Consider the following 21,926-nt stretch of genomic DNA (forward strand, 5'->3'; position numbering starts at 1 on the left):
TGCGCCGCGGCCACCCTCGTCTCCCTGCCCGTCCTCATCGCCGGCTTCGCCGCCCAGGACAAACTCGTCCGCGGCCTGTCCCTGGGAGCAGTCAAGTGAGGACCGCGTCACGCAAGAACCAGATCCAGCCCGCTCCCGTCACCGCGTGAAAGCCCGAACCGAACGGACCCCCATGACCGAGCAGATCCGCCGGGTACTCGTCCGCTCCCTGGACGACATCGCCATCGAGCAGGTGCCCGTACCCGTCCCCGGGGACGACGAACTCCTCATACGTACCACCGTTGTCGGCGTGTGCGGCTCCGACACCCATGCGGCGGCAGGCCACCATCCCTTCATCGACCTGCCCTATCGCCCAGGTCACGAGGCGGTCGGGGTGGTCGCCGCGGGAGGAAGGGGAGCCGAGGACTTCGCGCCCGGCGACCGGGTGATCATCGAACCCAACCTGTACTGCGGCCGGTGCCCCCAGTGCCGCTCCGGCCACTACAACATCTGCCAGGAACTGAGGGTCTTCGGCTGCCAGATGCCCGGCGCCATGACCGACCTGTTCACCATCCCAGCCGACCGTGTCCACCGCGTACCCGTCGGCATGACCGACGTCGAGGCCGCCCTCGTCGAGCCCTTGGCCACTCCGGTGCACGCCGTGGCGAAGGCCGGTGACCTCACCGGCCGTACGGTCGCCGTACTCGGCGCGGGGCCGATCGGTCTGCTCACCCTCCTCGCCGCCCGGCACGCGGGCGCCGGCCGGATCGCCGTCACCGACCTGCTGGCAGGCAAGCGGGAGCGGGCGCTGCGCCTCGGTGCCGACACGTCCCTGCCCGCCGACGCCGCCGACCTGGTCGAGCAGGTCCACGCGGCGCTCGGCGGTCCGGTCGACGTCGTCTTCGACTGTGTGGCCCAGGAGCGGTCCATGGCCCAGGCCACCGACCTGGTCGCCAAGGGCGGTCACATCGTCGTGGTGGGCGTGGGCGCCGCCGGCCCGACCCCGGTCCGTCTGGACCTGGTCCAGGACCGGGAGATCCGCATCGAGGGCACCCTGATGTACACCGGCGAGGACTACCGCACCGCGATGTCCCTGATCGCCTCGGGCGCCGTCGACACCACCGAGATCGTCACCGCCACGTACCCGCTGGAGGACGCCGCCAAGGCATTCGCCGCTTCCGTCGATCCCGAGCAGGTCAAGGTGCTGGTCACGGTGGACGGTCTGGTGGTCCCGTGAGCCGGACGGGCTCCGGCCTCCATCGGCCCGTGTGGGAAACTGCGAGACCGGATCGACCGGGAAGGAGGGGCGCTGTGGCCGCGCGTACGCGACTGTCGCAGACCGCCGTCGAGGAGCGGCGCCAGACCGTGCTGCGGTACGTCGCCGAGCACGGCGAGACCCGTATCGACGAGCTCGCCCGGCAGTTCGACGTCAGCCTGATGACGATGCACCGGGACCTGGACGACCTCGCCGGGCGCCATCTGCTGCGCAAGGAGCGCGGACGGGCCGTCGCCTTCCCCGCTCTCACCATGGAGACCGCCACCCGCTTCCGGGAGAACAGCGCCCTCGCGGCCAAGAACGCGCTGTGCGCAGCCGTCGCCGACCGGATCAGGCCGGGCAGCACGGTGCTCATGGACGACTCGACCACCCTGTTCCCCCTGGTCCCCGCGATGGCGGGGCTGGACCAACTGCACGTCGTCACCAACTCCGTCGGCCTCGCACAGCGCCTCGGGTCCGCGCCCGGCGTGAGCGTGACCCTGCTGGGCGGCCAGTACCGCGGCGACTTCAACTCCTGCACCGGTCCCACCGTCACCCGCGCCCTGTCCCGGATCCGGGCCGACCTCGCCCTGATGTCCGCCACCGCCGTCCTGGAGGGCCGCCTCTTCCACCCCCTGAGCGACTACGTCGAGGTGAAGCTGGCCATGCTCGCCTCCGCCGAACAGGCGCTGCTCCTCGCGGACCACTCGAAGTTCGGCAAGACCGCCACGTACACGTACGGCACCGTGGCCGACTACCACGCCGTCATCACCGACACCGGCACTCCCGACGCGGAACTCGCAGCCATACGCGACCTCGGAGTCCCCGTTGAGACGGTCGAGGTCGAGACGCCCGAACCCGAAGAGCCCTCCCTGTGATCCACACCCTGTTCGAAACACCGAGCGCCTACCGCCCCAGCGACGCCGAGATGGCCGCGCCTGTGCCTCCGGTCGAGGCCGTCCTCTTCGACTTCAGCAACACCATCTTCCAGATGATCGACCTGGAGACGTGGCTCCGCCGGGTCGGCGCCTCCTCCGGCCGCCTCGCCGCACTGAACGAGCCCGGCGCGGTGGCCGAGATCTCCGATCAGTTGCGCACCGCGTTCCGGCTACCCTCCGTCGTCGCCCTCCAGGAAGGCCGGGACCTCTCCTCCGAGCAGCACCGCCGCGCCATGCACGGATGGTGGGAGCAAGTGGACTTCCTGCGAGGCGTGGAGGAGGAGGCCTACCAGGAACTCACCGCGCCCGACGCCTGGTTCCCCTACCCCGACACCGAACCGGTCCTGCGCGCCCTGCGCGAACGCGGACTGCGCATCGCCATAGTCAGCGACTTCGCCTGGGACCTGCGCACCCACCTGTCACACCACGGCCTGGACGCCCTGATCGACACCTGCGTCATCTCCTACGAGCAGGCCCGCGAAAAGCCCGATCCCGAGTTGTTCCTCAAGGCCTGCGCCGGCCTCGGCACCGACCCCCGCGCCGCGCTCATGGTCGGCGACAACCCGGTCCGCGACGGCGGCGCGACGGCCTGCGGTCTGCGCACCTACATCCTGCCGGCGGAACACCGCACCGGTGAGCGCGGCCTGGGGGAAGTAGTGCGGCTAGTGGACTGAGTGGGGGTCCGGCCTCTGGGGGCGCCGTAGGAGCAGTCAGCCGGGCCAGGTGCCCGTCAGGCGGCGGGTGGCGACGGCGCCGCCTCGGTCGACGGCGGCTTTGACGCCGGCGAAGATCGCGCCCTGCACGACGGCTGCCGACACGACCTCGCGCCAGGTCCGGTGCTCGTCGGTCGCGTCGGGGCGTCCTCTTCATGGCCGAGCCTTTTCCAGACCTGCTTGAACACCGAACCGGCCAGGACGCCGCTGAGGGCGCCCATGGCCATGCCGACCGGCTTGTAGGCGAACTTCGAGGCTTTCATCGACACCTCCTGGAGCGGCGGATGAGCACCAGCGCGATGAGCGCGCCCGCCGCGGCGAGCAGCGGGGTGCGGTTGGCCCGCGCCGCCTGCATGCCCCTTCCGGCCTTCTCACGAACCGGCTCCGGAGCCTTCTCCCGGGCCAGCTCTCCGACGTGCGCCGCCTTGACTCGGACCTGTCCGGTGGCGGCGGCGGCCTTGTCGCGGACTTGCCCCGTGGCGGCGGCGGCCTTGTCACGCACCGGCTCCGGGGTCCTGTCGTGCACCACGTGGGCCGCGTGCGCCGCCTTGTCCCGCAGCTGGGCCCTGACCTGTGTGCTCTTCTGAGCGACCTGCTGCTTGACGGCCACCGTCTTCTCCTGGGCTCGAGTCCTGACGTCCGCCTTCGCCGCGAGGGCCTCGACGGTCTCGCCGAGCTCCTCACGAGTCGCCTCGACCTGCTCACGCAGTTCCTCCGAAGAGCGTGCTGCCTCATCACCCGTGGGCGGCTTGTCCTTGGTCATCGCTGTGCCTTCTCCTTGATCTCGGCCACGTCGGCCTTGAAGCTGTCCATGGCCTGCTCGGGCCTCGGCGGGGAGGTCGTGCCGACCTGCTGCCTGCCGAGAGTCGCCATCAGCGCGGTGATGACGGCCAGGACACCGCTGACGATCAGCGCCGCCGCCCACACGTCCAGTACGAGCGAGAGCGCGGCGATCGCGGTGGCCAGCAGTGCCTGCAGGGTGAAGACGCCCACCAGGCCGGCGCCGCCGAACAGGCCGCCGCCCTTGCCGAACCGCCTGCCCTTCTCGGTCATCTCCGCCTGCGCCAGGCGCATCTCGTCGCGGACCAGTTGCGACAGCTGCTGCGAGGCACGCTGCACCAGGTCACCGACCGGTTCCTGCGATCCGTTGCCGGTGCGAGGGGAGCCCCCTGCCGTCATGGGTGCTCACCTGTCCTTCGTCGGTCGGTCCTTCGTCGGTCGGTCCTTCGTCGGCCTTTCCGCGAAATCTGCGGCCTCCTGTTCCGCCGTCCGGTGGGCCCCGAGTACCCCCGCGACGGCGCATCACCACACGTCAGAGCACATGTCGCCACGGCAGTCGTGGGGCGGCGCGTACCAGGGCGGCTGCGGCCAGCCCGATCACGCCGCCGGCAGCCACGTCGGAGGGGTAGTGCGCACCGCTGTGCACGCGCTCCGCGGCCACCATCACCGCCGACATCCCACAGGCGGCACCTGCGGCCGGCCACACCGGCGTGACGGCTCCGGCGAAGGCGAAGCCGGCAGCCGTGTGCCCGGAGGGAAAGGAGGAGCTGGCCGGGCGGCCCCTGAGGTCCTCCGGCGGAACCCATTCCCGTGGCGGGCGGCGCCGCCGGGACACCTGCTTGACGACCGCGTTGGAGAGCACCTGTGCCGTCGCCATGGACGCCACGCCGGCGACGGCAGCCGTACGGCCGCGCCACCCGCCGACAGCGGCCATCAGCCCGGCCGCCGCCCACCACAACTTGGTGTGCTCGGCCGCCTCCTCCACCGCGGGCATGACCTTCCGCACCCAGGGTGGCCGCCACCCGATCGACCACCTGGCGAGCCGGCGATCCCCGCCACGCAGATCCGCCATCGTTCCCATGACCAACCCCATGACCGGCAGACTTCCTGTCCAGGGCCCTCTCACGCCAGCTCGCGGCGATGATCCACCACCTCAGGATTCAAGGCGGCGGCGGTCCTCCTCGTCCCACTTCCGGGTGTCGCGCGGCTGCACATACGGCTCCTTCTCGGCCGGGTAGCCGCCTGCGACGGCACGCTGGCGGGCCAGCTCCGCGTCGAACTCCAGGCCGAGCAGGATCGCCAGGTTGGTGATCCACAGCCACACCAGGAAAATGATCACGCCGGCGAGCGCGCCGTAGGTCCTGTTGTACGAGCCGAAGTTCGCCACGTACAACGCGAACCCCGCCGAAGCGATCATCCAGATCGCCAGCGCCAGGAAACTCCCCGGCGTGACCCAGCGGAAGCCGCGGACCCTCGCGTTCGGCGTCGCCCAGTACAGGATCGCGATCATGATCGTGACCAGGACCACCAGCACCGGCCACTTCGCGATCGACCACACCGTCAGGGCCGTGTCACCGACGCCCAGGGCGGTGCCGATCTGCCGGGCCAGACCGCCGGTCAACACGACGATCAGCGCACTGACCACGGCCATGAGCATCAGCACCACGGTCACGCCCACCCGCACCGGCAGCACCTTCCACACCGGACGGCCCTCGGGGACGTCGTAGACCGCGTTCGCGCTCCTGATGAACGCGGCGACATAGCCGGAAGCCGACCACACCGCGAGCACCAGCCCCACGATCGCCATGACGGAGCCGATCCCGGCGTTGCCCTGCAACTGCTGCACCGCGTTGCTCAGGACGTCCCGCGCCGCCCCCGGGGCGAGACTCCGGATGTTGTCCAGCACCTCCCGCGTCGCCGCCTGTCCGGCGATCCCGACCAGCGAGATCAATGCCAGCAGCCCCGGGAACAGCGCCAGGATCCCGTAGTACGTCAGCGCCGCGGCCCGGTCGGTCAGCTCGTCCTTCTTGAACTCCTTCAGAGTGCCTTTCAGCACAGCCGACCAGGAACGCTTGGGCAGATCCGTCGGGGTGTCCGGCGCCTGCCGCTCCACCTGCTCATCCGGCCCGACCTCGGTTGCCTGAGGTGCCTGCGGGGCCCGGACGGTCTCGGCCTTCTGGTCGGCCACACCGTTCCTGCCATGCCTTCCATGCCGTTTCAGTGTCCGTACCATCCGGCACGAGTATCCGGCCGAGCAGCGCCTATCCATACTTTTGCGGCATTCGAGTGATTGCTGAGGAACGGTGCAACCAACGGTGACCGGCCTGGCGACTTCAACGGGCAGACACACACCCGAGCAAGGGAGATCCGCGGTGACCGCATTCAGCGACACGCTCGTCCCGACCGAGGATGCCTGGGCCGACTGCGACCCCATCTGCGACCCATATGTCTCCTCAGCCGAATCCGGACACGATGCCCACCGCCCGACCCCGTACGGAGGAAGCGGAAGCAGCAGTGACCACCTGTTGCCGCCTCCCGATCCCGCTCAGCGTCTGAACATCGTCGCCCTCGGCGCCGCGGACCAGCGCCGGCTGGACCTGTATGCCGCGCTCACCGTTCGCGGTATCGCACCGCGCCCTGGCGACCGGTACGCCGTGGATGCCATCAGCTCCCTCGGCGACGCGGTCACCGATTCCGTCCTCCGCTGGGTCACCCACCGTTCCTGAGGACCGCGTAGTCCGGTCGTGGGAGTGAGCCACGGCCGGCACATCGCTCCGGGTGAAGAGTGGGCCACCCTCCGTGTTGCGGGGCATGCATGGAGATCCCGGCCGGATTCGGCCGAGTCGGCGGAGATGACCCACACCCTGGAGGCGCGTGATGAACGAAAGAGCCGATCGAGACGGTCGAGCTGGTCGATCCGGCCCGGCGGCCCATGAGGTCCCGGTGCTCATCGTCGGCGGTTCCCTGGTCGGCCTGTCGACCTCGCTGTTCCTCGGCCGGATGGGGGTGCGGCACACGCTGGTGGAGCGTCATGCCGGTACTTCCATCCATCCTCGCGGCCGGGGCAACAACGTACGCACGATGGAGCTGTTCCGGGTGGCCGGTGTCGAGCCGGCCATCCGGGAGGCCGCGGAAACCCTCTCCGACAACCACGGCATCCTGCAGACGCCCACGCTGGTCGGCGACGCGGGCGAGTGGCTGTTCAAGGAGATCGACCCGGGCGGCGGGCTGGCCCGCTTCAGCCCGAGCTCCTGGTGTCTGTGCAGCCAGGACGACCTGGAGCCGGTCCTGCTCGACCGTGCCACGGCACTCGGCGGCGACCTGCGGTTCTCCACCGAACTGATGTCTTTCGACGCCGACTCCTCCGGTGTCAGCGCGGTGGTCAAGAGCCGGCAGACGGGTGAACACACCACCATCCGCGCTGAGTACCTCGTCGCCGCCGACGGCCCCCGCAGCCCCGTACGGGAACAGCTCGGCATCGGCCAGAGTGGCCCCGGCGACCTGTTCCACAACATCAGCGTGACCTTCCGTTCCCACCGCCTCGCCAAGGTGGTGGGCGACCGTCGCTTCATCGTCTGCTACCTCACCAACCCGGACGCCGACGGCGCGCTGCTGCCGGTGGACAACCACGAGAACTGGGTCTTCCACGCCCCCTGGCACCCCGAACTCGGCGAAACACTCGAGGAGTTCACCGACGAGCGCTGTGCCGACCACATCCGCCGCGCGGTCGGGGACGCGGACCTCGACGTCCGTATCACCGGCAAGGCGCCCTGGCACGCCGCCCAGCGCGTGGCCCGCGGCTACGGGTCGGGACGGGTCTTCCTGGCCGGCGACTCGGCCCATGAAATGTCCCCGACCGGCGCCTTCGGCTCCAACACCGGTATCCAGGACGCCCACAACCTCGCCTGGAAACTGGCCGCGGTACTCGGCGGCTGGGCCGGGGACGGACTGCTGGACACGTACGACCTCGAACGGCGTCCGGTGGCGGAGGCGACCAGCGCCCGCGCCGCCGTACGGTCGGCCGAGCACAGCCACCCCGGATTCGCCCCGCCGCCCGGCGTCGGCGGCGGTCCGCGGCAGGGCATCCTCAATGTGGTCCTCGGTCACCGTTACCCGCGCGGCGCCGTCGTCGGCGCCGATCCCGCGGCCCCGGTCGTCCCGGAGAAACTCGCCCTGACCGGGGACCCCGGCAGCCGGGCACCCCACCTGTGGGTACGGCACCAGGGCAGGCGGATCTCCACCCTCGACCTCTACGAGCGATCCCTGGTGCTGCTCAGCGACGGCGACGCCGAGGACGCGAGCGGCTGGCACCAGGCCGCCGTCCGCCTTGCCGAGGAGTTGTCCGTGCCACTCGTCTCGTACCGGATCGGTACCGGAGCCGGCAGCGAGCTGGCGCCCGAGGACGATGCCGACTGGGCGGAACGCCACGGCACGACACGTACAGGCGCCGTACTCGTGCGGCCCGACGGGTTCGTCGCATGGCGATCGTCAGGTCCGGTACAGGATGTGGAATTGACGCTGCGCCAAGTCCTGACGACGGTCCTGGCACTGAGCTGAACCGGTAGCTGATCGGCGCGGCGTCACCCGGCTGAGCGCCCCGAGTGGTGGGCGAGGGACAAGTGACTGACGGTGGTTCACATCGGGGTCGGGTGACTCAGCTGACGAGGTGTCGGCTGCCCGGCCACGGCGGAAGGATCGTCAGATGCGCTCTGCTCGAATGCTCCTGGCCACCGGGGCTGCTGCGGCCGTCCTGGCTATCGGCGCTCCCGGCGCCTACGCGGGTGACTGGGACCAGCAGGACTCCTCCTCCAAGGGCGAGAACTCTTCCTCCTACGGCAAGGACCACGGCAAGGACCACGGCAAGGAAGGCAAGGACTGGAAGGGCAAGCACGACAAGCACGACTGGCCGCACGGCGGTGTGCACACCGGCGGTGGCGCGCTGACCGCGGTCGGCGAGGACCACTGGGGCAAGGACAAGGGGCACGGCAAGGACTGGAAGGACAAGCACGGCAAGCCGCACGGAGGCGTGCACACCGGCGGTGGCGCGCTGACCGCGGTCGGCCAGGACGACTGGGGCACCAAGAACGGCTCGGAGGGCCACAAGGACAAGGGGGACAAGGGGTACGGCAAGGACTGGAAGGACAAGCACGGCAAGCACGACAAGCCCCACGGCGGCGTGCACACCGGCGGCGGCGGGCTGGCCGAGCGGCCGATGACCGCGGGCGGTCTGGCCGTCCTGGCGGTCGCCGGAGCCGGCCTGTACGCGGTGCGCCGCAAGAAGAGCGTCGCGAGCGTGGCCTGACCCTGTGTCGTACGACATAGCCGCCGTGGCCGCCACTCGCACGTTGCCGTGTGGCGGCCCGGCCGGCCCTCCCCGAGCCCATCTCGCGGAGGACCGACCGCCGCGAGCCCCTCCACCCGCTGCCGCGTCCTAGTGAGGTGGTCCCCGATGGCAGCTCCCCCTTATCCCCCTCGTCCCACCTATCCACCCTCTCCCCCTTCTGCCTGTAACTCCCCTTACGCCAGCACCTCCCCCTCTCCCGGCCACGCCCCCTCCGGCGACGACGAGGCCCCGGCCGAGAACCGATTCCGTACGGCCCTGACCATGCTGTGCGCCGCGGCCTTCGTGGTCCTGGCGGCCACCCTGTACGGCGGCGAGGACTCGTCCTCCGGCACCGTCCAACGTTCCCTGCACCCGCCGACTGCCCAGCAGGTCCCGCCCGCCGCACCCCAGGCGGTGACGCCCCCGCCCAAGACGGAGCCGCCTGCGACAGCGGAGAAGCAGCTGCCCCGCTCGCAGCCAACCCTCCTGCACATCCCGAAGATCCTGGTCAAAGCTCCCTTCATCCCCCTCGCCCTCGACGCCAAGGGGCAGCTCGAAGCCCCGCCCGCCGACAACGTCAACCTCGTTGGCTGGTACGCCAAGGGCGCCTCCCCCGGCGAGCTGGGCACGTCGATCATCGCCGGGCACGTCGACACCACCACCTCCGCGGCCGTGTTCGCGCGCCTGCGCGAACTGAGGAAGGGCGATGTCTTCCACATCGCACGGGCCGACGGGATCAGGGCGTCCTTCGTGGTCGACAGTGCGGAGACCTTCAAGAAGGACAAGTTCCCCGACGATCGTGTCTACGCCGACACGAACCGGGCCGAGGTACGGCTCATCACCTGTGCGGGTGTCTACGACCGTTCGGCCAAGGACTACCCGGAGAACCTGGTGGTCTTCGCCCATCTCGTCTGAACCCCGGTATCCGAAGCCCCGGCCACCCCAGCGCAGTTGGGTGCCGGGGTTCCCTCATGGCCCATCACCCGCGTAGTCCATACGAGTCGCGCGCTCCCGGGGACGGGCACAGGATCGAGCCACGCCGATGTCGCAGCACCGCGGCCGACGTCCACCTCTGCCCGCGAAGGAGAAGTGAGCAGGATGACCACTACGTCCGCACCTGCTTCAGAACGGCTGACGCGCCATGTCTCGCAGCGTGTCTCCCAGTCCGTGTTCGACGGCTCCCGGCTTCGTGTCGTCCTGTTGGTGGACGTTCACGACGGAGCCCAGCAGCAGTTCCTGGAGGCGTACGAGCAACTGTGCAACCAGGTCGCGTCCGTTCCCGGGCATGTCAGCGACCAGTTGTGCCAGTCGATCGAGAACCCCTCGCAGTGGCTCATCACGAGTGAGTGGGAGAGCGCCCCGCCGTTCCTTGCCTGGGTGAACAGCGAGGAGCACGTCCAGATGGTGGAGCCGCTGCACAGCTGTGTCCGGGACACGAGGTCGCTTCGCTTCCATGTCGTACGCGAGACCGGTGGCCCGGCGGAAGCCACCCCCGCGAAGCGCCGTCTCCAGGCCTCGCCCCGGATCGGGGACGGCGTGATCCGCCACGCCCTCACCTTCACGGTCAAGCCGGGTAGTGAGGCTGCCGTCGCGAAGATCCTCGCCGACTACGCCTCGCCCGAACCACGGGTCGACGACACCACCCGGCTGTGCCGTACGTCCCTGTTCATGCACGGCAACCGGGTGGTGCGGGCCATCGAGGTGCGGGGCGACCTGCTCACCGCGCTGCGTCACGTCGCCCGGCAGCCCGAGGTACGAGCCGTGGAAGAGGCCATCAACCCCTATCTGGAGCAGGACCGGGATCTCGACGACCCCGAGTCCGCCCGGGTCTTCTTCACTCGGGCCGCGCTGCCCGCCGTACACCATGTGACGGCGGAGCAGGAGGACCCGCAGGCGGAGCGGCATGCCCTGTACTACCCGGCGCGGCCCGGCTGCGGCATGCGGCTGGCCGAACTGCTGGCCCGGCAGGACGAAGCGGCGGCGGGCAGCCCGTACAGCCCGGTGCTGCGCAGCACGATCTTCCAGCGCGACGACGTGGTCGTCCGGCTGATCGATGTGCGCGGCGGCCTCGACGCCGCCGACCCGGTGCTGGCCCTCGGCTTCCCGGACCCCGGCCCCGCGACCAAGCTGACGACGCTCCTGGACGAAGCCGGCGGTGCGGACCTTCCCCGCCTGCTCGGCCTCGCCCGCATGGACTTCGTCACCGACCGCCGCTCGCCCGAAGCCTGACTCGACCGAAGCCTGATCCGTCCACTACGCGGGTCGCGGCGACCACGGCCCTCATGCCGGCCGAACCCTCATGCCGGCACAGCACACGATCGGAGCAACGTCGTGATCAAACCCCGTCCCAGAATCGTGGATCTCAGCGAGGTTGAGCCCAACACCCGGCGCGGCGGCGATCTGCGCGCCATGCTCACCCCCGCCACGGTCGGCTCCACCAGCGGTTTCATGGGCGTGGCCATCGTGCAGCCCGGCGAGCGCATCGGTGAGCATTACCACCCGTACTCCGAGGAGTTCGTGTACGTCCTCTGCGGGGAGCTGGAGGTCGACCTGGATGGCGATCCTCTGCCGCTGCGGCCCGAGCAGGGGCTCATGATCCCCATCCGTATGCGGCACCGTTTCCGCAATGTCGGCAAGGCGGAGGCGCGCCTCGTCTTCCACCTCGGTCCGCTGGCGCCGAGCCCGCCGCTCGGTCACGTCGACACCGAGGGGACCGAGGCAGTCGCGGTCCCCTCGGAGGGAGCCGGCACGACTGGAGGCCGGACGGTCGACCGACGCAAGGTCGGTTCATGACCGGGCGCGTGGCGGTCACCGGCATAGGCGTCGTCGCCCCGGGCGGCATCGGTGTACCGGCTTTCTGGGACCTCCTGGCGGGCGGGCGTACGGCGACCCGGGGCATCACCTTCTTCGACCCGACCGGCCTGCGTTCGCGGATAGCCGCCGAGTGCGACTTCGATCCGGCGGCCCACGGGCTGGACGCGGAGCAGGTCGCACGCTCCGACCGGTACGTGCAGTTCGCCCTGGTCGCCGCGGAGGAAGCGATACGGAACGCAGGCCTGGACCTCGGCCGGGAGGACCCGTGGCGGGTCGGGGTCTCCCTCGGAACCGCGGTGGGTGGCACCACCCGCCTCGAGAACGACTACGTCCTGGTCAGCCAGCACGGACAGCGCTGGGACGTGGACCACCGGGAGGCCGGCCCGCATCTGCACCGCGCGTTCTCGCCGAGCACGCTCGCCTCGGCGGTGGCGGAGAGGTTCGGAGCGCGCGGGCCGGTGCAGACCGTGTCCACGGGCTGCACCTCGGGCCTCGACGCGGTCGGCTACGCCTTCCACACCATCGGGGAGGGCCGGGCCGATGTCTGCATAGCCGGCGCCTCGGACTCGCCGATATCGCCGATCACCATGGCGTGCTTCGACGCAATCAAAGCCACCTCCGCGAACAACGACGACCCCGCCCATGCCTCGCGTCCCTTCGACGCCAACCGTGACGGGTTCGTCATGGGCGAGGGCAGTGCCGTACTCGTCCTGGAGAAGCTCGAACACGCCCTGGCCCGCGGCACGCACGTGTACTGCGAGCTCAGCGGCTACGCCACCTTCGGCAACGCCTACCACATGACCGGTCTGACCAAGGAGGGCCTGGAGATGGCCCGGGCGATCGAGACGGCCCTCGGCCACGCCGGGCTCGCCGGCACAGCGATCGACTACGTCAACGCGCACGGCTCGGGCACCCAGCAGAACGACCGTCACGAGACCGCCGCGGTGAAACGGGCCCTGGGACAGCACGCCTACGACATCCCCATGAGCTCCATCAAGTCCATGGTGGGCCACTCCCTCGGCGCGATCGGGGCGATCGAACTCGTCGCCTGTGTGCTGGCCCTGACCCACCAGGTGGTACCGCCCACCGCGAACTACGAGACCCCGGACCCCGAGTGCGACCTGGACTACGTTCCGCGCGTCGCTCGCGAGCGGAGACTGAACAACGTGCTCTCCGTGGGCAGCGGGTTCGGCGGCTTCCAGTCCGCGGTGGTCCTGACCCGGCCAAGGGAGACGACGCTATGAGTGAACCGCATCCGCGGCGTGCCGCCGTCACCGGAATCGGCGTGATCGCGCCCAACGGACCCAGCACCGAGTCCTTCTGGAAGTCCACTCAGGAGGGCATCAGCGTCCTCGACCGGGTCACCCGCGAAGGCTGTGAGCACCTGCCACTGCGGGTGGCCGGCGAAGTACGGGGCTTCGAGGCCTCGGAGGCGGTCGAGGAGCGCCACCTCGTGCAGACCGACCGGTTCACGCACTTCGCGCTGGCCGCGTCCGACCTCGCATTGGACGACGCCCGCCTCGGCCAGGCCGACACCGACGACGCGCCGTTCTCCGTGGGCGTGGTCACCGCGGCGGGTTCCGGCGGCGGCGAGTTCGGGCAGCGCGAGCTGCAGCAACTGTGGGGGAAGGGCAGTCGCTACGTCGGCCCGTACCAGTCCATCGCCTGGTTCTACGCCGCCAGCACGGGCCAGATCTCCATCCGGCGCGGCTTCAAGGGTCCCTGCTCGGTCGTCGCCGCCGACGAGGCCGGCGGTCTGGACGCTCTCGCCCACGCGGCGCGCGCCGCGCGCCGCGGCACCGACGTGATCGTGGCCGGAGCGACCGAGGCACCGCTGGCCCCCTACTCGGTGGTCTGCCAGCTCGGCTACCGGGAACTGAGCACCGCCGATGACCCGGCGCACGCCTATCGCCCGTTCACCGCCGAAGCCTGCGGATTCGTGCCCGCCGAGGGCGGCGCCATGCTCGTCGTGGAGGACGAGCGCGCGGCTCGGGAGCGGGGCGCGAGCGTACGGGCCACCGTCGCCGGACACGCGGCCACGTTCACCGGCGCCTCCCGCTGGGCGGAGTCCAGGCAAGGGCTCGCCCGGGCCATCGGCGGCGCCCTGGAGGAGGCCGGCTGCGCTCCCGGGGAGATCGACGTGGTCTTCGCCGACGCTCTCGGCGTACCGGAGGCGGACCGTGCCGAGGCACTGGCGATCGCCGACGCCCTCGGCGCACACGGCGGCCGCGTACCCGTCACGGCCCCCAAGACGGGTATCGGCCGCGGCTACTGCGCGGCGTCCGTGCTGGACGCCGCGGCGGCCGTGCTCGCGATGGAGCACGGGCTGATCCCGCCCACCCCCAACGTCTTCGACGTCTGCCATGACCTCGATCTCGTGACCGGCCGGGCCCGTGCCGCAGAACTGCGCACGGCGCTCGTCCTCAGCCGGGGCCTCATGGGGGCGAACTCGGCGCTCGTGCTGCGGCGTGGAGCCCCGTAGGCGTGGGCGAACGACCGAAAGAACGTCTCGTTGCGAGGCGAGGGAGCAAAGGAGAGGAAGCGCATGAGTGAGCAAATCACCGTGGAAGAGCTGTCCGAACTCATGAAGAAGGCAGCCGGAGTCACCGTCGCCCCCGGCGAACTGCAGGAGCGCAGCGACTCCGGCTTCGACGCGCTCGGCATCGACTCGCTCGGTCTGCTCGGCGTCGTGGGCGAGTTGGAGCAGCGGTACGGTACGCCACTGCCTCCCGACGCGGAGCGCTGCAAGACCCCGCGGCAGTTCCTCGACCTCGTCAACGGTGCCCTCGTGGCAGGAGCGTGACATGACCGGACACACGGAGAACGACATCACCATCGCCGCCCCGCTGGACCTGGTCTGGGACATGACCAACGACGTGGCGAACTGGCCTCAGCTGTTCAGCGAGTACGCCTCGGTCGAGATCCTCTCCCGGGAGGGCAACAAGACCACCTTCCGGCTGACCATGAAGCCCGACGAGAACGGCACCGTCTGGAGCTGGGTCTCGGAGCGGGAAACGGACCGCGACGCGCTCACCGTGCGCGCCCGCCGCGTCGAGACGGGGCCCTTCGCGTACATGAACATCCGCTGGCAGTACGAGAAGGTGCCGGAGGGCACCCGGATGGTGTGGACGCAGGACTTCGCGATGAAGCCGGAGGCACCGGTCGACGACGCCTGGATGACGGACAACATCAACAAGAACTCCAAGGTCCAGATGGCCCTGATCCGGGACCGCATCGAACAGGCCGCCACGGAACAACGCCGTCCCGTGCCGTCCCTCACCGACTGACCCGGACGGAGAACAGGTCGATGCCTCAGTCCAAGTCCATGCACCAGAGTCTGATCGTCGCCCGGATGATGCCGGGTTCGGCGCCCGACATCGCCAAGGTGTTCGAGGAGTCCGACCGGGGCGAGCTGCCGCATCTCGTGGGAGTCGCCCGGCGCAGCCTCTTCCAGTTCGGCGAGGTGTACCTGCACCTCATCGAGTCCGAACAGGACCCCGGTCCGGCCATCGCCAAGATGGCCGGACACCCCGAGTTCCGGGACATCAGCGAGCGGCTGTCGGCGTATGTCACCGCGTACGACCCCGCGACCTGGCGATCCCCGAAGGACGCGATGGCCCACTGCTTCTACCGCTGGGAGCGGGATCCCGCGGCCTGAACCAGCGTTTGAAGCGCACAACGCCAACGGCCGCCGGGCCCACGACATTCAGTCGGGGGCCCGGCGGCCGTTGGTCTGCGAAACGCGCTGATCAGCCGGGCACGGTGCAGTCGAACGCGTGCAGATACGGATTGACCGGTCGTACGTCACCGATGACCAGCCCCGCGTCGGTCAGCCGCCGGGTCATGCTCTCGGTGGTGTGCTTGGCCCCGCCGACGTTGAGGAGCAGCAGCAGATCCATGGCGGTGCTGAACCGCATCGACGGGGTGTCGTCGACGAGATTCTCGATGACCACGACCCGAGCTCCGGGTCCGCCCGCCTCGATGACGTTGCGCAGGGTCCGGGCCGTACTGTCGTCGTCCCACTCCAGGATGTTCTTGATGATGTACGCATCTGCCCTGATCGGAACGGCCACCCGGCAGTCCCCGGCCACGATGCGCATCCGGTCCCCGAACTCGCCGCCCACACGAAGCCGTGGATCGGCGTTCTCCACCACCCGCGGCAGATCGAGCAGCGCACCGTGCATCGAGGGGTACTTCTCCAGCAGGCTCGCCACCACACGCCCCTGGCCGCCCCCGATGTCGGCGACCGATGAACTCCCCGACAGATCGAGGAAGTCGGCCACATCCCGCGCGGACTGCACGCTGGACGTCGTCATGGCGCGGTTGAAGACGTCGGCCGATTCCGGGGCGTCCTCATTGAGGTAGACGAAGAACTCCTTGCCGTACAGCTCCTCGACGACGTTCCGTCCGGTGCGCACCGCCTCGTCGAGGCGGGGCCACGCGTCCCACGTCCACGGCTCCGTACACCACAGCGAGATGTTGCGCAGACTGTGCGGGTCGTCCTCGCGCAGCAGCCGGGACATGTCGGTGTGCACGAACGTCCCGTCCGGCCGCTCGGCGAAGACGCCGTAACAGGACAGGGCTCTCAACAGCCGTCGCAGCGGCCGGGGTTCGGCCTTCACCGCGCCCGCGAGGTCCTCGACAGCCATGGGGCCGTCACCGAGAGCGTCGGCAACCCCCAGCCGGACGGCTGCGCGGAGGGCGGCGGCACATGCCGCTCCGAACACGAGCTCCCTCAGCCTCATGGACGGCGGTGGGGCAGTCTGTGCGGTCGTCATGTGCCGCGTTCCTTCCTTCACTGCTCTTGCTCCGCGGATGGATGCGATGGATGCGATGGATACGGCCGGCCGGTCAGCACAGTCCCGCGGGGCTGGACACTCCGCAGGAGTTGCCTTCGAAGGTGTTGCCCTTGCCGGTGTCCGTGTTGACGAGGTCGGCGGGGGCGTTGCCCTCCAGCCGGTTGTCGCTGATCCGGTTCCGCTCGCTGGTGACGCCCACCATGCTCTTGAACAGGACGACGCCGCCCGACAACGGCGACTTGCCGACGTTGTCCGTGATCTCGTTCCCGGTCACGAGAGTCCTCTCGGCACCGGTCAGGACGATGCCGGAGCCCTGCAGGAAGGGCAGCCGCTCGGTCTTCGGGCAGTACTCGTTGTTCCGCGCGATGTGGTTGTCCCGTACGGACAGGTCGCCGGCCCTCGGCTTGTTCTCGTCACCGACGACGAACACTCCGGCGCAGTTGCCGGTGACGTCGTTGCCCGCGACGCTGAGGTTCCGCAGGCGCCGGACGGTGACGCCGATGCGGTTGCCCTCCAGCCGGTTGTGCTCCACGACCGTTCCCCGGGCGTTCGCCGCGCCCTGCTCGGCCGTGACCGTGTTGGCGAGGAACAGGCCCGCGTCGCCGTTGTCCCGCGCGGTGTTCCACCGGAACACGCCGCGGACGGAGCCCTCCTGGGCGATGCCCCACACCCCGTTCTTCACCGCGGTCACGTTCCGCACCTTCAGGCCGTCGGTCCTCGCGCTGTAGACCCCGTTCTTGGCGAAGCCGGTCACCTTCAGGGAGGCGATGGTGACGCCCTCAACTCTGCGGTCCTTCGTCCCCACCACACAGATGCCGTTGCCGTCCGCGGCACAGCTGTTGGCGGCCCTCTTTGTGCCCGGCTTGATCACGACGCCGCGGTCCGCGCCGCGCAGTGTGAGCCCGGGCGTGCTCACGTTGACGCTCTCGCGGTAGGTGCCGCGGCGCAGGAGAACGCTGTCTCCCGGTTCGGCGGCGTCCACCGCCTTCTGGATCGACTCTCCCGGATGGACCACGTGGACCGTATGGCCTGCGGTCGGCGGTGCAGCCCCGAGCCCCGTCCCGATGACTGCTGCTGCGCACGCCAGATAGGCGATATTACGTTTCGTCATATTCTTCACTTTATGCACCAATTGCCGCCCTGCAGGCCGGATGCGCCATCCGGCGGCGTGTCCCAACGGGCAGAGGCACCGGCGGCGGAACTGCCAGTGGCCTGGATCACACGCGCCGGATTGAGTGGCGCACCCGGTGGTTGTCCGTATTGGGCTGTGACGGCCCAACAGCCGGTGCAAGGATGAAGTCTCCATGAGTGCTGGACGGAGTGTTCGTACGCTGAGGGCCGCGATGTTCGCGGTCGTCTGCGTGCTGTTCGCTGTCCAGGGACACGTGATGACGTCCGGTGTCGCGGTGCCCGGTTGGGCACTGGCCGCCGGAGCAGTGGCCGCGGGCGGTATGGCGTGGGGTCTGGCTGGCCGGGAACGCGGACTCTTCATGGTCGGTTCCCTCTCGCTCGCCACCCAGGTGGCCCTCCACGCGGTGTTCTCGCTCGCGCAGGCGGCCGTACGGCCGGGATCGGCGTCGCTCGCGCAGCGGTGGGTGCGCTATCTGCTGTGCACGCCGCCGGGGAGCGGTACGCACTCGGACGGCACGGCGACAACCGCGCACTCCATGAGCCACGGCATGGCAGGCATGTCCTCGATGGACGCCTCAGCCTCCACGGCCCAGGCGGGGCATCTTATGGGCGGCATGTCCCTCACCGGCATGCTCGCCGCCCACCTGGCCGCCGCCCTGCTGGGCGGCCTGTGGCTCGCCCACGGTGAGCGCGCCGCCTTCCGTATCCTGCGGGTTCTCGCCGGGTGGCTCGTCGCTCCCCTGCGGCTGCCGCTCCGGCCGCCCACGCCGCCGTACCGCCCGCGCGTCCGCGCCCCGAGGGGCCGTGCGGTTCGCGCGCTGCGGCAGCTCCTCCTCGTATACGCCATCACTTCTCGGGGTCCGCCCGCCGGGCCCGCTGTCCTCTGACGACAGCCGGAGCCAACAGTCACCGGAACCGCCGAGCTCTCTGCTCCGGCCTGGTTCCCGGACCCCGAGAAGGACACAGGTGTTCACTCCTGCCCTGCACAGCTCACCCTGCCCGCACGACGAGTCGATAACGTCCTGGGCGCTCGCCGCCCGTGGTGGTGACCTGGACGCCGTCGAGAAGTTCGTCCGCGCCCTCCACCGGGACGTCAGCCGCTACGTGACGTACCTCGGCGCCGATCCGCAAGCGGCCGACGACCTGACCCAGGACACCTTCCTGCGGGCCCTCGGCAGCCTGCACCGTTTCGAAGGCCGTTCCTCGGCGCGGAGTTGGCTGCTGGCCATCGCGCGTCGCGCGGTCATCGACAACATCCGGTACGCCTCCGCCCGGCCCCGCCTGTCGGACCGGGACAACTGGCAGTCCGCGGCCGAGCGCGCCCAGCCGCGCGGCCTGCCCGGCTTCGACGACGGCATCGCCCTGGCGGAACTGCTGGCCGCACTGCCCGACGACCGCCGCGAGGCCTTCGTACTGACCCAGATGCTGGGCCTGTCGTACGAGGAGGCAGCGCGGTTCAGCGGCTGCCCGATCGGCACGGTGCGCTCACGCGTGGCCCGCGCCCGCAGCTCACTGATCGAGTCACTGTGCGAGGCCGAAGGCCACCGACCGCCGGCCGCGGTGGCCGCCTGATATCGCGTACGACGCGTACGTCGCCGCCGCCCGGCTCACGGGCCGGGCGGCGGCGCTCCGGAAAACCCCGACTCAGCCCCCTTCACATCGACCATCGGTACGAGGAGTCCCTGTGCATCACCCGAGCCTTGCCCTTGCCCGCAGCCTGCGCCGTGTCGGCGCCCTCGGCGGCCTCACGGCAGCCGCGGTCGCGGTCGCCGTCGCCACCGCGGGACCGGCCGCCGCCCATGCGGACGTCGAGGCGGAGGGCGCCCGGGCCCTCGACCGGAACGTCGCACTGACCTTCCACGCGGAGTCCGAGTCCGGCTCGGCCGGCATCAGCAAGCTGGAGGTGGTCCTGCCGAAGGGCATCGCGCCCGGCGACGTCACCTACAAGGAGGGCCCGGACGGCTGGAAGCTCACCCCCACCGACCGGGGTTACACGGTCTCCGGACCGAAGCTCGCCGTCGGGGAGGACGCCGAATACGTCGTCACCGTACGGCAGTTGCCCGACGCCAAGTCGCTGGTCTTCAAGACCGTGCAGAGCTACAGCGACGGCAAGGTGGACCGCTGGATCGAAGTGGACGACACCAGCGGCTCGGACGGCCACGGCCACGGCAACCCCGCCCCGCGCCTGGACCTGAAACCCGCCGCCCCCGGCGCCGAACCCGTGAGCCCGAGCCCGACGGAGGAGCCCACGACGGCGGCCCCTTCGTCCGACGCAGCCGCGGGCGAGCCGAAGACGAGCACGTCGACACCGGCGGCGGAGCCGGTGTCGAACAACGCGGAGGGCGACGACGGCATGCCCATCGGCGTACCGGTCGGCATCGCCGCGTCCGTCCTGGTACTCGGCGGCGGGGCATGGTGGCTCCACAGCCGCCGCAGCGGAGCCTGAGGAACTGCGGCTCCGGGGCTGGGCGGCTCGTCAGCCGGTCGCGCGCGGCAGTTCCCGCCTGCGGCCGAAGCCGCCCAGCCACGCGGCGGACGGCTTGGGCGTACGCACAAAGGTGACCGGGTCGACCGCGATGAGGCCGAAGGTCGGCTTGTACGAGCCCCACTCGTAGTTGTCGAGGGCGCTCCACGCCAGGTAGCCCCGTACGTCGATGCCATCCTCGAGGGCGGCGGCGACCGAGTCGAGGGCGCCGGTGTAGTAGTCGATACGGCGACTGTCGTCGTCGGTCGCGATGCCGTTCTCGGTGACGATCAGCGGGACGTCGCCGACGATCTCGGCGGCATGCACCAATTCACCCGGCGTCACAACAGGTGACGCCGGGTAACTCGGGCCGAGCAGCCGAGCCAAGCCGATAATCCTCACTCGTACGGGCGGCACGGCTCAGAAGGGTCGGAACACCCGGCGTCAGACGAGCAGGTCGTCCACGTGTGCCTCGCCCTCGCGATACCTGCGCGCGATCTCCGCGCTGCAGTCGTCGGCCGTTCGCTGGAGCTGCCGGCGCCGGCGCGAGACCTGCTGCTCGTACCGTACGAGGCGCGCCATCGCGGTGTTCAGCTCCAGATCCGTGCGGGCCCCGAGATCGGACAGCTCCACCTCCGCGAGCATGTCAGCGGCCAGTCGCCGGTACTCCTCGCTGTGCGGCGTGCCGAGCGTGACGTGCCGGGCCGACGAACGCTGCCGTGCGGGCGCGTCCGTCAGGATCTCCGACAGCCGCTCCACAACGGAAGAGATGGATGAGCCGGCCGATTCTCCCTCGGCAACCGGTGCCGCGGCGGACGGCCGTGCCGGGGCGGGTTCTGCCCGTCGCCCGAGTTCCGCCCCCAGGATGTCGATCCGCCCCTGGACCAGCCGCCGTACATAGCTGAGGTCCGCCTCGTCCCGCTGGGCGCCGCGCCGCATCGTCCGCAGCTCGGGCAGCCCCAGCCCCGACAGATCGCGCTCGACCGGCGGGCTGTCCGTCCGCTGCGCGGGCGGACGCACCCCCACCGGAGGCGCCGTGATCGAAAGCCCCGTACCCGAATGTGCTGCTCCCCCAGCCCCCGCGATTCCCCCCGCCACCGCAGGTGGCGACTGCCCGATCCCCGACGTGCTCATGGTGCTCATATGCCTCAACCGTCCCCTCGACCGGCGTGTGGATGCATCGTGCCACCCCCACTGGCTGCTATGAGCCGGAGTGCATCCGATACGCCCCAGATGGAGGCTTAAGGAGTGATAAGAAGACCCCCTACAGAGGTCAAGCCGACGCACGGCATGATGGTCCGTATGCGTGCGGTGGTACAGAGGGTTGACGGCGCGAGTGTGGTCGTCGACGGCGAAACGGTCGGTGAGATCAACGGCGAAGGGCTGTGCGTCCTGGTGGGCGTCACCCACGAGGACACCAAGGAGAAGGCGGCCCAACTGGCCCGCAAACTCTGGTCGATCCGGATACTGGACGACGAGAAGTCGTGCAGCGACATCGACGCGCCACTGCTCGTCATCAGCCAGTTCACGCTCTACGGCGACGCCCGCAAGGGCCGCCGCCCCACCTGGAACGCCGCCGCCCCCGGCGATGTCGCCGAACCCCTCGTGGACGAGGTCGTCGCCCAGCTCCGTTCCCTGGGCGCGACGGTGGCGACGGGCCGTTTCGGCGCCAAGATGCGCGTATCGCTGACGAACGACGGCCCGTTCACGGTCCTGCTCGAGATGTAGCC

Annotated in this window: 25 protein-coding genes and 3 pseudogenes; 19 read left to right on the forward strand and 9 right to left on the reverse strand. The window is 70.2% G+C overall.

The features are described from left to right. From ACFYO0_RS43160 to ACFYO0_RS43175, 4 genes and pseudogenes are all read left to right on the forward strand, one after another. Nucleotides 1-99 (forward strand): annotated as a pseudogene (locus ACFYO0_RS43160) (carbohydrate ABC transporter permease); the annotation flags it as partial. Between the two features lie 73 nt (nt 100-172). Next, nucleotides 173-1,216, forward strand: a complete 1,044-nt coding sequence (locus ACFYO0_RS43165; RefSeq protein WP_388687246.1) for a zinc-binding dehydrogenase — start codon at nt 173-175, stop codon at nt 1,214-1,216. A 74-nt stretch (nt 1,217-1,290) separates the two neighbouring features. Continuing rightward, nucleotides 1,291-2,112, forward strand: coding sequence for a DeoR/GlpR family DNA-binding transcription regulator (locus ACFYO0_RS43170; protein ID WP_388687248.1), 822 nt, complete (start codon nt 1,291-1,293; stop codon nt 2,110-2,112). Further along, nucleotides 2,109-2,846: an HAD family hydrolase gene (locus ACFYO0_RS43175; RefSeq protein WP_388687250.1), complete on the forward strand. Its 738-nt coding sequence runs from the start codon at nt 2,109-2,111 to the stop codon at nt 2,844-2,846. The genes ACFYO0_RS43170 and ACFYO0_RS43175 overlap by 4 nt, the downstream gene beginning before the upstream one ends. A 36-nt stretch (nt 2,847-2,882) precedes the next feature. Here ACFYO0_RS43175 and ACFYO0_RS43180 read toward each other — a convergent pair. The 5 genes and pseudogenes from ACFYO0_RS43180 to ACFYO0_RS43200 form a co-directional block, all read right to left on the reverse strand. Continuing rightward, nucleotides 2,883-3,148: pseudogene (locus ACFYO0_RS43180) on the reverse strand (DUF4235 domain-containing protein). Then, complete coding sequence (locus ACFYO0_RS43185) at nt 3,145-3,648, reverse strand: DUF3618 domain-containing protein (protein WP_388687252.1); 504 nt, start codon at nt 3,646-3,648, stop codon at nt 3,145-3,147. Before ACFYO0_RS43185 ends, ACFYO0_RS43180 begins: the two are co-directional and overlap by 4 nt. After that, on the reverse strand, nt 3,645-4,064 hold the full coding sequence (locus tag ACFYO0_RS43190) for a phage holin family protein (RefSeq protein ID WP_388687253.1): 420 nt from the start codon (nt 4,062-4,064) through the stop codon (nt 3,645-3,647). Before ACFYO0_RS43190 ends, ACFYO0_RS43185 begins: the two co-directional genes overlap by 4 nt. Before the next feature lie 133 nt (nt 4,065-4,197). Beyond that, on the reverse strand, nt 4,198-4,746 hold the full coding sequence (locus ACFYO0_RS43195) for a phosphatase PAP2 family protein (RefSeq protein WP_388687255.1): 549 nt from the start codon (nt 4,744-4,746) through the stop codon (nt 4,198-4,200). Between the two features lie 72 nt (nt 4,747-4,818). After that, the gene (locus tag ACFYO0_RS43200; protein WP_388687257.1) at nt 4,819-5,898 is read right to left on the reverse strand and encodes a YihY/virulence factor BrkB family protein; all 1,080 of its coding nucleotides are present in this window, start codon (nt 5,896-5,898) and stop codon (nt 4,819-4,821) included. A gap of 139 nt (nt 5,899-6,037) precedes the next feature. Here ACFYO0_RS43200 and ACFYO0_RS43205 point away from each other — a divergent pair, with 139 nt between their 5' ends. From ACFYO0_RS43205 to ACFYO0_RS43255, 11 genes are all read left to right on the forward strand, one after another. Continuing rightward, nucleotides 6,038-6,391 (forward strand): hypothetical protein, encoded by a 354-nt coding sequence (locus ACFYO0_RS43205; protein WP_388687258.1) that lies wholly within the window; start codon nt 6,038-6,040, stop codon nt 6,389-6,391. 151 nt (nt 6,392-6,542) lie between these two features. Continuing rightward, on the forward strand, nt 6,543-8,222 hold the full coding sequence (locus ACFYO0_RS43210; protein ID WP_388687260.1) for an FAD-dependent oxidoreductase: 1,680 nt from the start codon (nt 6,543-6,545) through the stop codon (nt 8,220-8,222). 145 nt (nt 8,223-8,367) lie between these two features. Then, nucleotides 8,368-8,967, forward strand: coding sequence for a hypothetical protein (locus tag ACFYO0_RS43215; protein ID WP_388687262.1), 600 nt, complete (start codon nt 8,368-8,370; stop codon nt 8,965-8,967). 147 nt (nt 8,968-9,114) lie between these two features. Then, nucleotides 9,115-9,903, forward strand: a complete 789-nt coding sequence (locus ACFYO0_RS43220; protein WP_388687263.1) for a class F sortase — start codon at nt 9,115-9,117, stop codon at nt 9,901-9,903. Between the two features lie 183 nt (nt 9,904-10,086). Continuing rightward, nucleotides 10,087-11,217, forward strand: coding sequence for a SchA/CurD-like domain-containing protein (locus ACFYO0_RS43225; protein WP_388687265.1), 1,131 nt, complete (start codon nt 10,087-10,089; stop codon nt 11,215-11,217). A 102-nt stretch (nt 11,218-11,319) separates the two neighbouring features. Next, the gene (locus ACFYO0_RS43230) at nt 11,320-11,781 is read left to right on the forward strand and encodes a cupin domain-containing protein (protein WP_388687267.1); all 462 of its coding nucleotides are present in this window, start codon (nt 11,320-11,322) and stop codon (nt 11,779-11,781) included. Further along, the gene (locus ACFYO0_RS43235; RefSeq protein WP_388687269.1) at nt 11,778-13,046 is read left to right on the forward strand and encodes a beta-ketoacyl-[acyl-carrier-protein] synthase family protein; all 1,269 of its coding nucleotides are present in this window, start codon (nt 11,778-11,780) and stop codon (nt 13,044-13,046) included. The genes ACFYO0_RS43230 and ACFYO0_RS43235 overlap by 4 nt, the downstream gene beginning before the upstream one ends. Next, on the forward strand, nt 13,043-14,284 hold the full coding sequence (locus ACFYO0_RS43240; RefSeq protein WP_388687271.1) for a ketosynthase chain-length factor: 1,242 nt from the start codon (nt 13,043-13,045) through the stop codon (nt 14,282-14,284). The genes ACFYO0_RS43235 and ACFYO0_RS43240 overlap by 4 nt, the downstream gene beginning before the upstream one ends. A 63-nt stretch (nt 14,285-14,347) precedes the next feature. Further along, a complete protein-coding gene (locus tag ACFYO0_RS43245) occupies nt 14,348-14,605 on the forward strand; it encodes an acyl carrier protein (RefSeq protein WP_388687273.1) in 258 nt (85 codons plus the stop codon). A 1-nt stretch (nt 14,606) separates the two neighbouring features. Then, nucleotides 14,607-15,089 (forward strand): SRPBCC family protein, encoded by a 483-nt coding sequence (locus ACFYO0_RS43250; protein WP_388687274.1) that lies wholly within the window; start codon nt 14,607-14,609, stop codon nt 15,087-15,089. A gap of 38 nt (nt 15,090-15,127) precedes the next feature. Beyond that, on the forward strand, nt 15,128-15,460 hold the full coding sequence (locus ACFYO0_RS43255; protein ID WP_388687395.1) for a TcmI family type II polyketide cyclase: 333 nt from the start codon (nt 15,128-15,130) through the stop codon (nt 15,458-15,460). Between the two features lie 91 nt (nt 15,461-15,551). Here ACFYO0_RS43255 and ACFYO0_RS43260 read toward each other — a convergent pair whose 3' ends face one another. Together ACFYO0_RS43260 and ACFYO0_RS43265 are read right to left on the reverse strand one after the other, a co-directional pair. Then, the gene (locus ACFYO0_RS43260) at nt 15,552-16,580 is read right to left on the reverse strand and encodes a methyltransferase (protein WP_388687276.1); all 1,029 of its coding nucleotides are present in this window, start codon (nt 16,578-16,580) and stop codon (nt 15,552-15,554) included. Nucleotides 16,581-16,653: 73 nt separating this feature from the next. Then, entirely contained in the window at nt 16,654-17,712 is a 1,059-nt protein-coding gene (locus tag ACFYO0_RS43265) for a nitrous oxide reductase family maturation protein NosD (protein WP_388687277.1), read from the reverse strand. A gap of 193 nt (nt 17,713-17,905) precedes the next feature. Here ACFYO0_RS43265 and ACFYO0_RS43270 point away from each other — a divergent pair, with 193 nt between their 5' ends. The 3 genes from ACFYO0_RS43270 (at nt 17,906) to ACFYO0_RS43280 (ending at nt 20,178) form a co-directional block, all read left to right on the forward strand. Next, the gene (locus ACFYO0_RS43270) at nt 17,906-18,619 is read left to right on the forward strand and encodes a hypothetical protein (protein ID WP_388687279.1); all 714 of its coding nucleotides are present in this window, start codon (nt 17,906-17,908) and stop codon (nt 18,617-18,619) included. A gap of 79 nt (nt 18,620-18,698) precedes the next feature. Then, a complete protein-coding gene (locus ACFYO0_RS43275; RefSeq protein ID WP_388687281.1) occupies nt 18,699-19,304 on the forward strand; it encodes a sigma-70 family RNA polymerase sigma factor in 606 nt (201 codons plus the stop codon). 112 nt (nt 19,305-19,416) lie between these two features. Beyond that, nucleotides 19,417-20,178: a DUF1775 domain-containing protein gene (locus ACFYO0_RS43280; protein ID WP_388687283.1), complete on the forward strand. Its 762-nt coding sequence runs from the start codon at nt 19,417-19,419 to the stop codon at nt 20,176-20,178. Nucleotides 20,179-20,208: 30 nt separating this feature from the next. On the opposite strand, the pseudogene ACFYO0_RS43285 reads toward ACFYO0_RS43280, so the two are convergent. Together ACFYO0_RS43285 and ACFYO0_RS43290 are read right to left on the reverse strand one after the other, a co-directional pair. Beyond that, nucleotides 20,209-20,526, reverse strand: a pseudogene (locus ACFYO0_RS43285) (family 1 glycosylhydrolase); the annotation flags it as partial. 114 nt (nt 20,527-20,640) lie between these two features. Next, complete coding sequence (locus ACFYO0_RS43290) at nt 20,641-21,330, reverse strand: aerial mycelium formation protein (RefSeq protein WP_388687397.1); 690 nt, start codon at nt 21,328-21,330, stop codon at nt 20,641-20,643. Between the two features lie 168 nt (nt 21,331-21,498). Here ACFYO0_RS43290 and dtd point away from each other — a divergent pair, with 168 nt between their 5' ends. Next, nucleotides 21,499-21,924, forward strand: coding sequence for a D-aminoacyl-tRNA deacylase (gene dtd / locus ACFYO0_RS43295; protein ID WP_388687285.1), 426 nt, complete (start codon nt 21,499-21,501; stop codon nt 21,922-21,924). Nucleotides 21,925-21,926: the final 2 nt, after the last annotated feature.

The sequence above is a fragment of the Streptomyces sp. NPDC006365 genome, from assembly GCF_042870755.1.
Lineage (GTDB): Bacteria > Actinomycetota > Actinomycetes > Streptomycetales > Streptomycetaceae > Streptomyces > Streptomyces xiangluensis.

Excerpts from the sequence above, each read along its gene's own strand:
- ACFYO0_RS43165 (WP_388687246.1), top strand. The coding sequence starts at position 173 with ATGACCGAGCAGATCCGCCGGGTACTCGTCCGCTCCCTGGACGACATC.
- ACFYO0_RS43185 (WP_388687252.1), bottom strand. The coding sequence starts at position 3,648 with ATGACCAAGGACAAGCCGCCCACGGGTGATGAGGCAGCACGCTCTTCG.
- ACFYO0_RS43190 (WP_388687253.1), bottom strand. The coding sequence starts at position 4,064 with ATGACGGCAGGGGGCTCCCCTCGCACCGGCAACGGATCGCAGGAACCG.
- ACFYO0_RS43195 (WP_388687255.1), bottom strand. The coding sequence starts at position 4,746 with ATGGGAACGATGGCGGATCTGCGTGGCGGGGATCGCCGGCTCGCCAGG.
- ACFYO0_RS43200 (WP_388687257.1), bottom strand. The coding sequence starts at position 5,898 with ATGGTACGGACACTGAAACGGCATGGAAGGCATGGCAGGAACGGTGTG.
- ACFYO0_RS43210 (WP_388687260.1), top strand. The coding sequence starts at position 6,543 with ATGAACGAAAGAGCCGATCGAGACGGTCGAGCTGGTCGATCCGGCCCG.
- ACFYO0_RS43215 (WP_388687262.1), top strand. The coding sequence starts at position 8,368 with ATGCGCTCTGCTCGAATGCTCCTGGCCACCGGGGCTGCTGCGGCCGTC.
- ACFYO0_RS43220 (WP_388687263.1), top strand. The coding sequence starts at position 9,115 with ATGGCAGCTCCCCCTTATCCCCCTCGTCCCACCTATCCACCCTCTCCC.
- ACFYO0_RS43225 (WP_388687265.1), top strand. The coding sequence starts at position 10,087 with ATGACCACTACGTCCGCACCTGCTTCAGAACGGCTGACGCGCCATGTC.
- ACFYO0_RS43235 (WP_388687269.1), top strand. The coding sequence starts at position 11,778 with ATGACCGGGCGCGTGGCGGTCACCGGCATAGGCGTCGTCGCCCCGGGC.
- ACFYO0_RS43240 (WP_388687271.1), top strand. The coding sequence starts at position 13,043 with ATGAGTGAACCGCATCCGCGGCGTGCCGCCGTCACCGGAATCGGCGTG.
- ACFYO0_RS43245 (WP_388687273.1), top strand. The coding sequence starts at position 14,348 with ATGAGTGAGCAAATCACCGTGGAAGAGCTGTCCGAACTCATGAAGAAG.
- ACFYO0_RS43250 (WP_388687274.1), top strand. The coding sequence starts at position 14,607 with ATGACCGGACACACGGAGAACGACATCACCATCGCCGCCCCGCTGGAC.
- ACFYO0_RS43255 (WP_388687395.1), top strand. The coding sequence starts at position 15,128 with ATGCACCAGAGTCTGATCGTCGCCCGGATGATGCCGGGTTCGGCGCCC.
- ACFYO0_RS43260 (WP_388687276.1), bottom strand. The coding sequence starts at position 16,580 with ATGACGACCGCACAGACTGCCCCACCGCCGTCCATGAGGCTGAGGGAG.
- ACFYO0_RS43265 (WP_388687277.1), bottom strand. The coding sequence starts at position 17,712 with ATGACGAAACGTAATATCGCCTATCTGGCGTGCGCAGCAGCAGTCATC.
- ACFYO0_RS43270 (WP_388687279.1), top strand. The coding sequence starts at position 17,906 with ATGAGTGCTGGACGGAGTGTTCGTACGCTGAGGGCCGCGATGTTCGCG.
- ACFYO0_RS43290 (WP_388687397.1), bottom strand. The coding sequence starts at position 21,330 with ATGAGCACGTCGGGGATCGGGCAGTCGCCACCTGCGGTGGCGGGGGGA.
- dtd (WP_388687285.1), top strand. The coding sequence starts at position 21,499 with ATGCGTGCGGTGGTACAGAGGGTTGACGGCGCGAGTGTGGTCGTCGAC.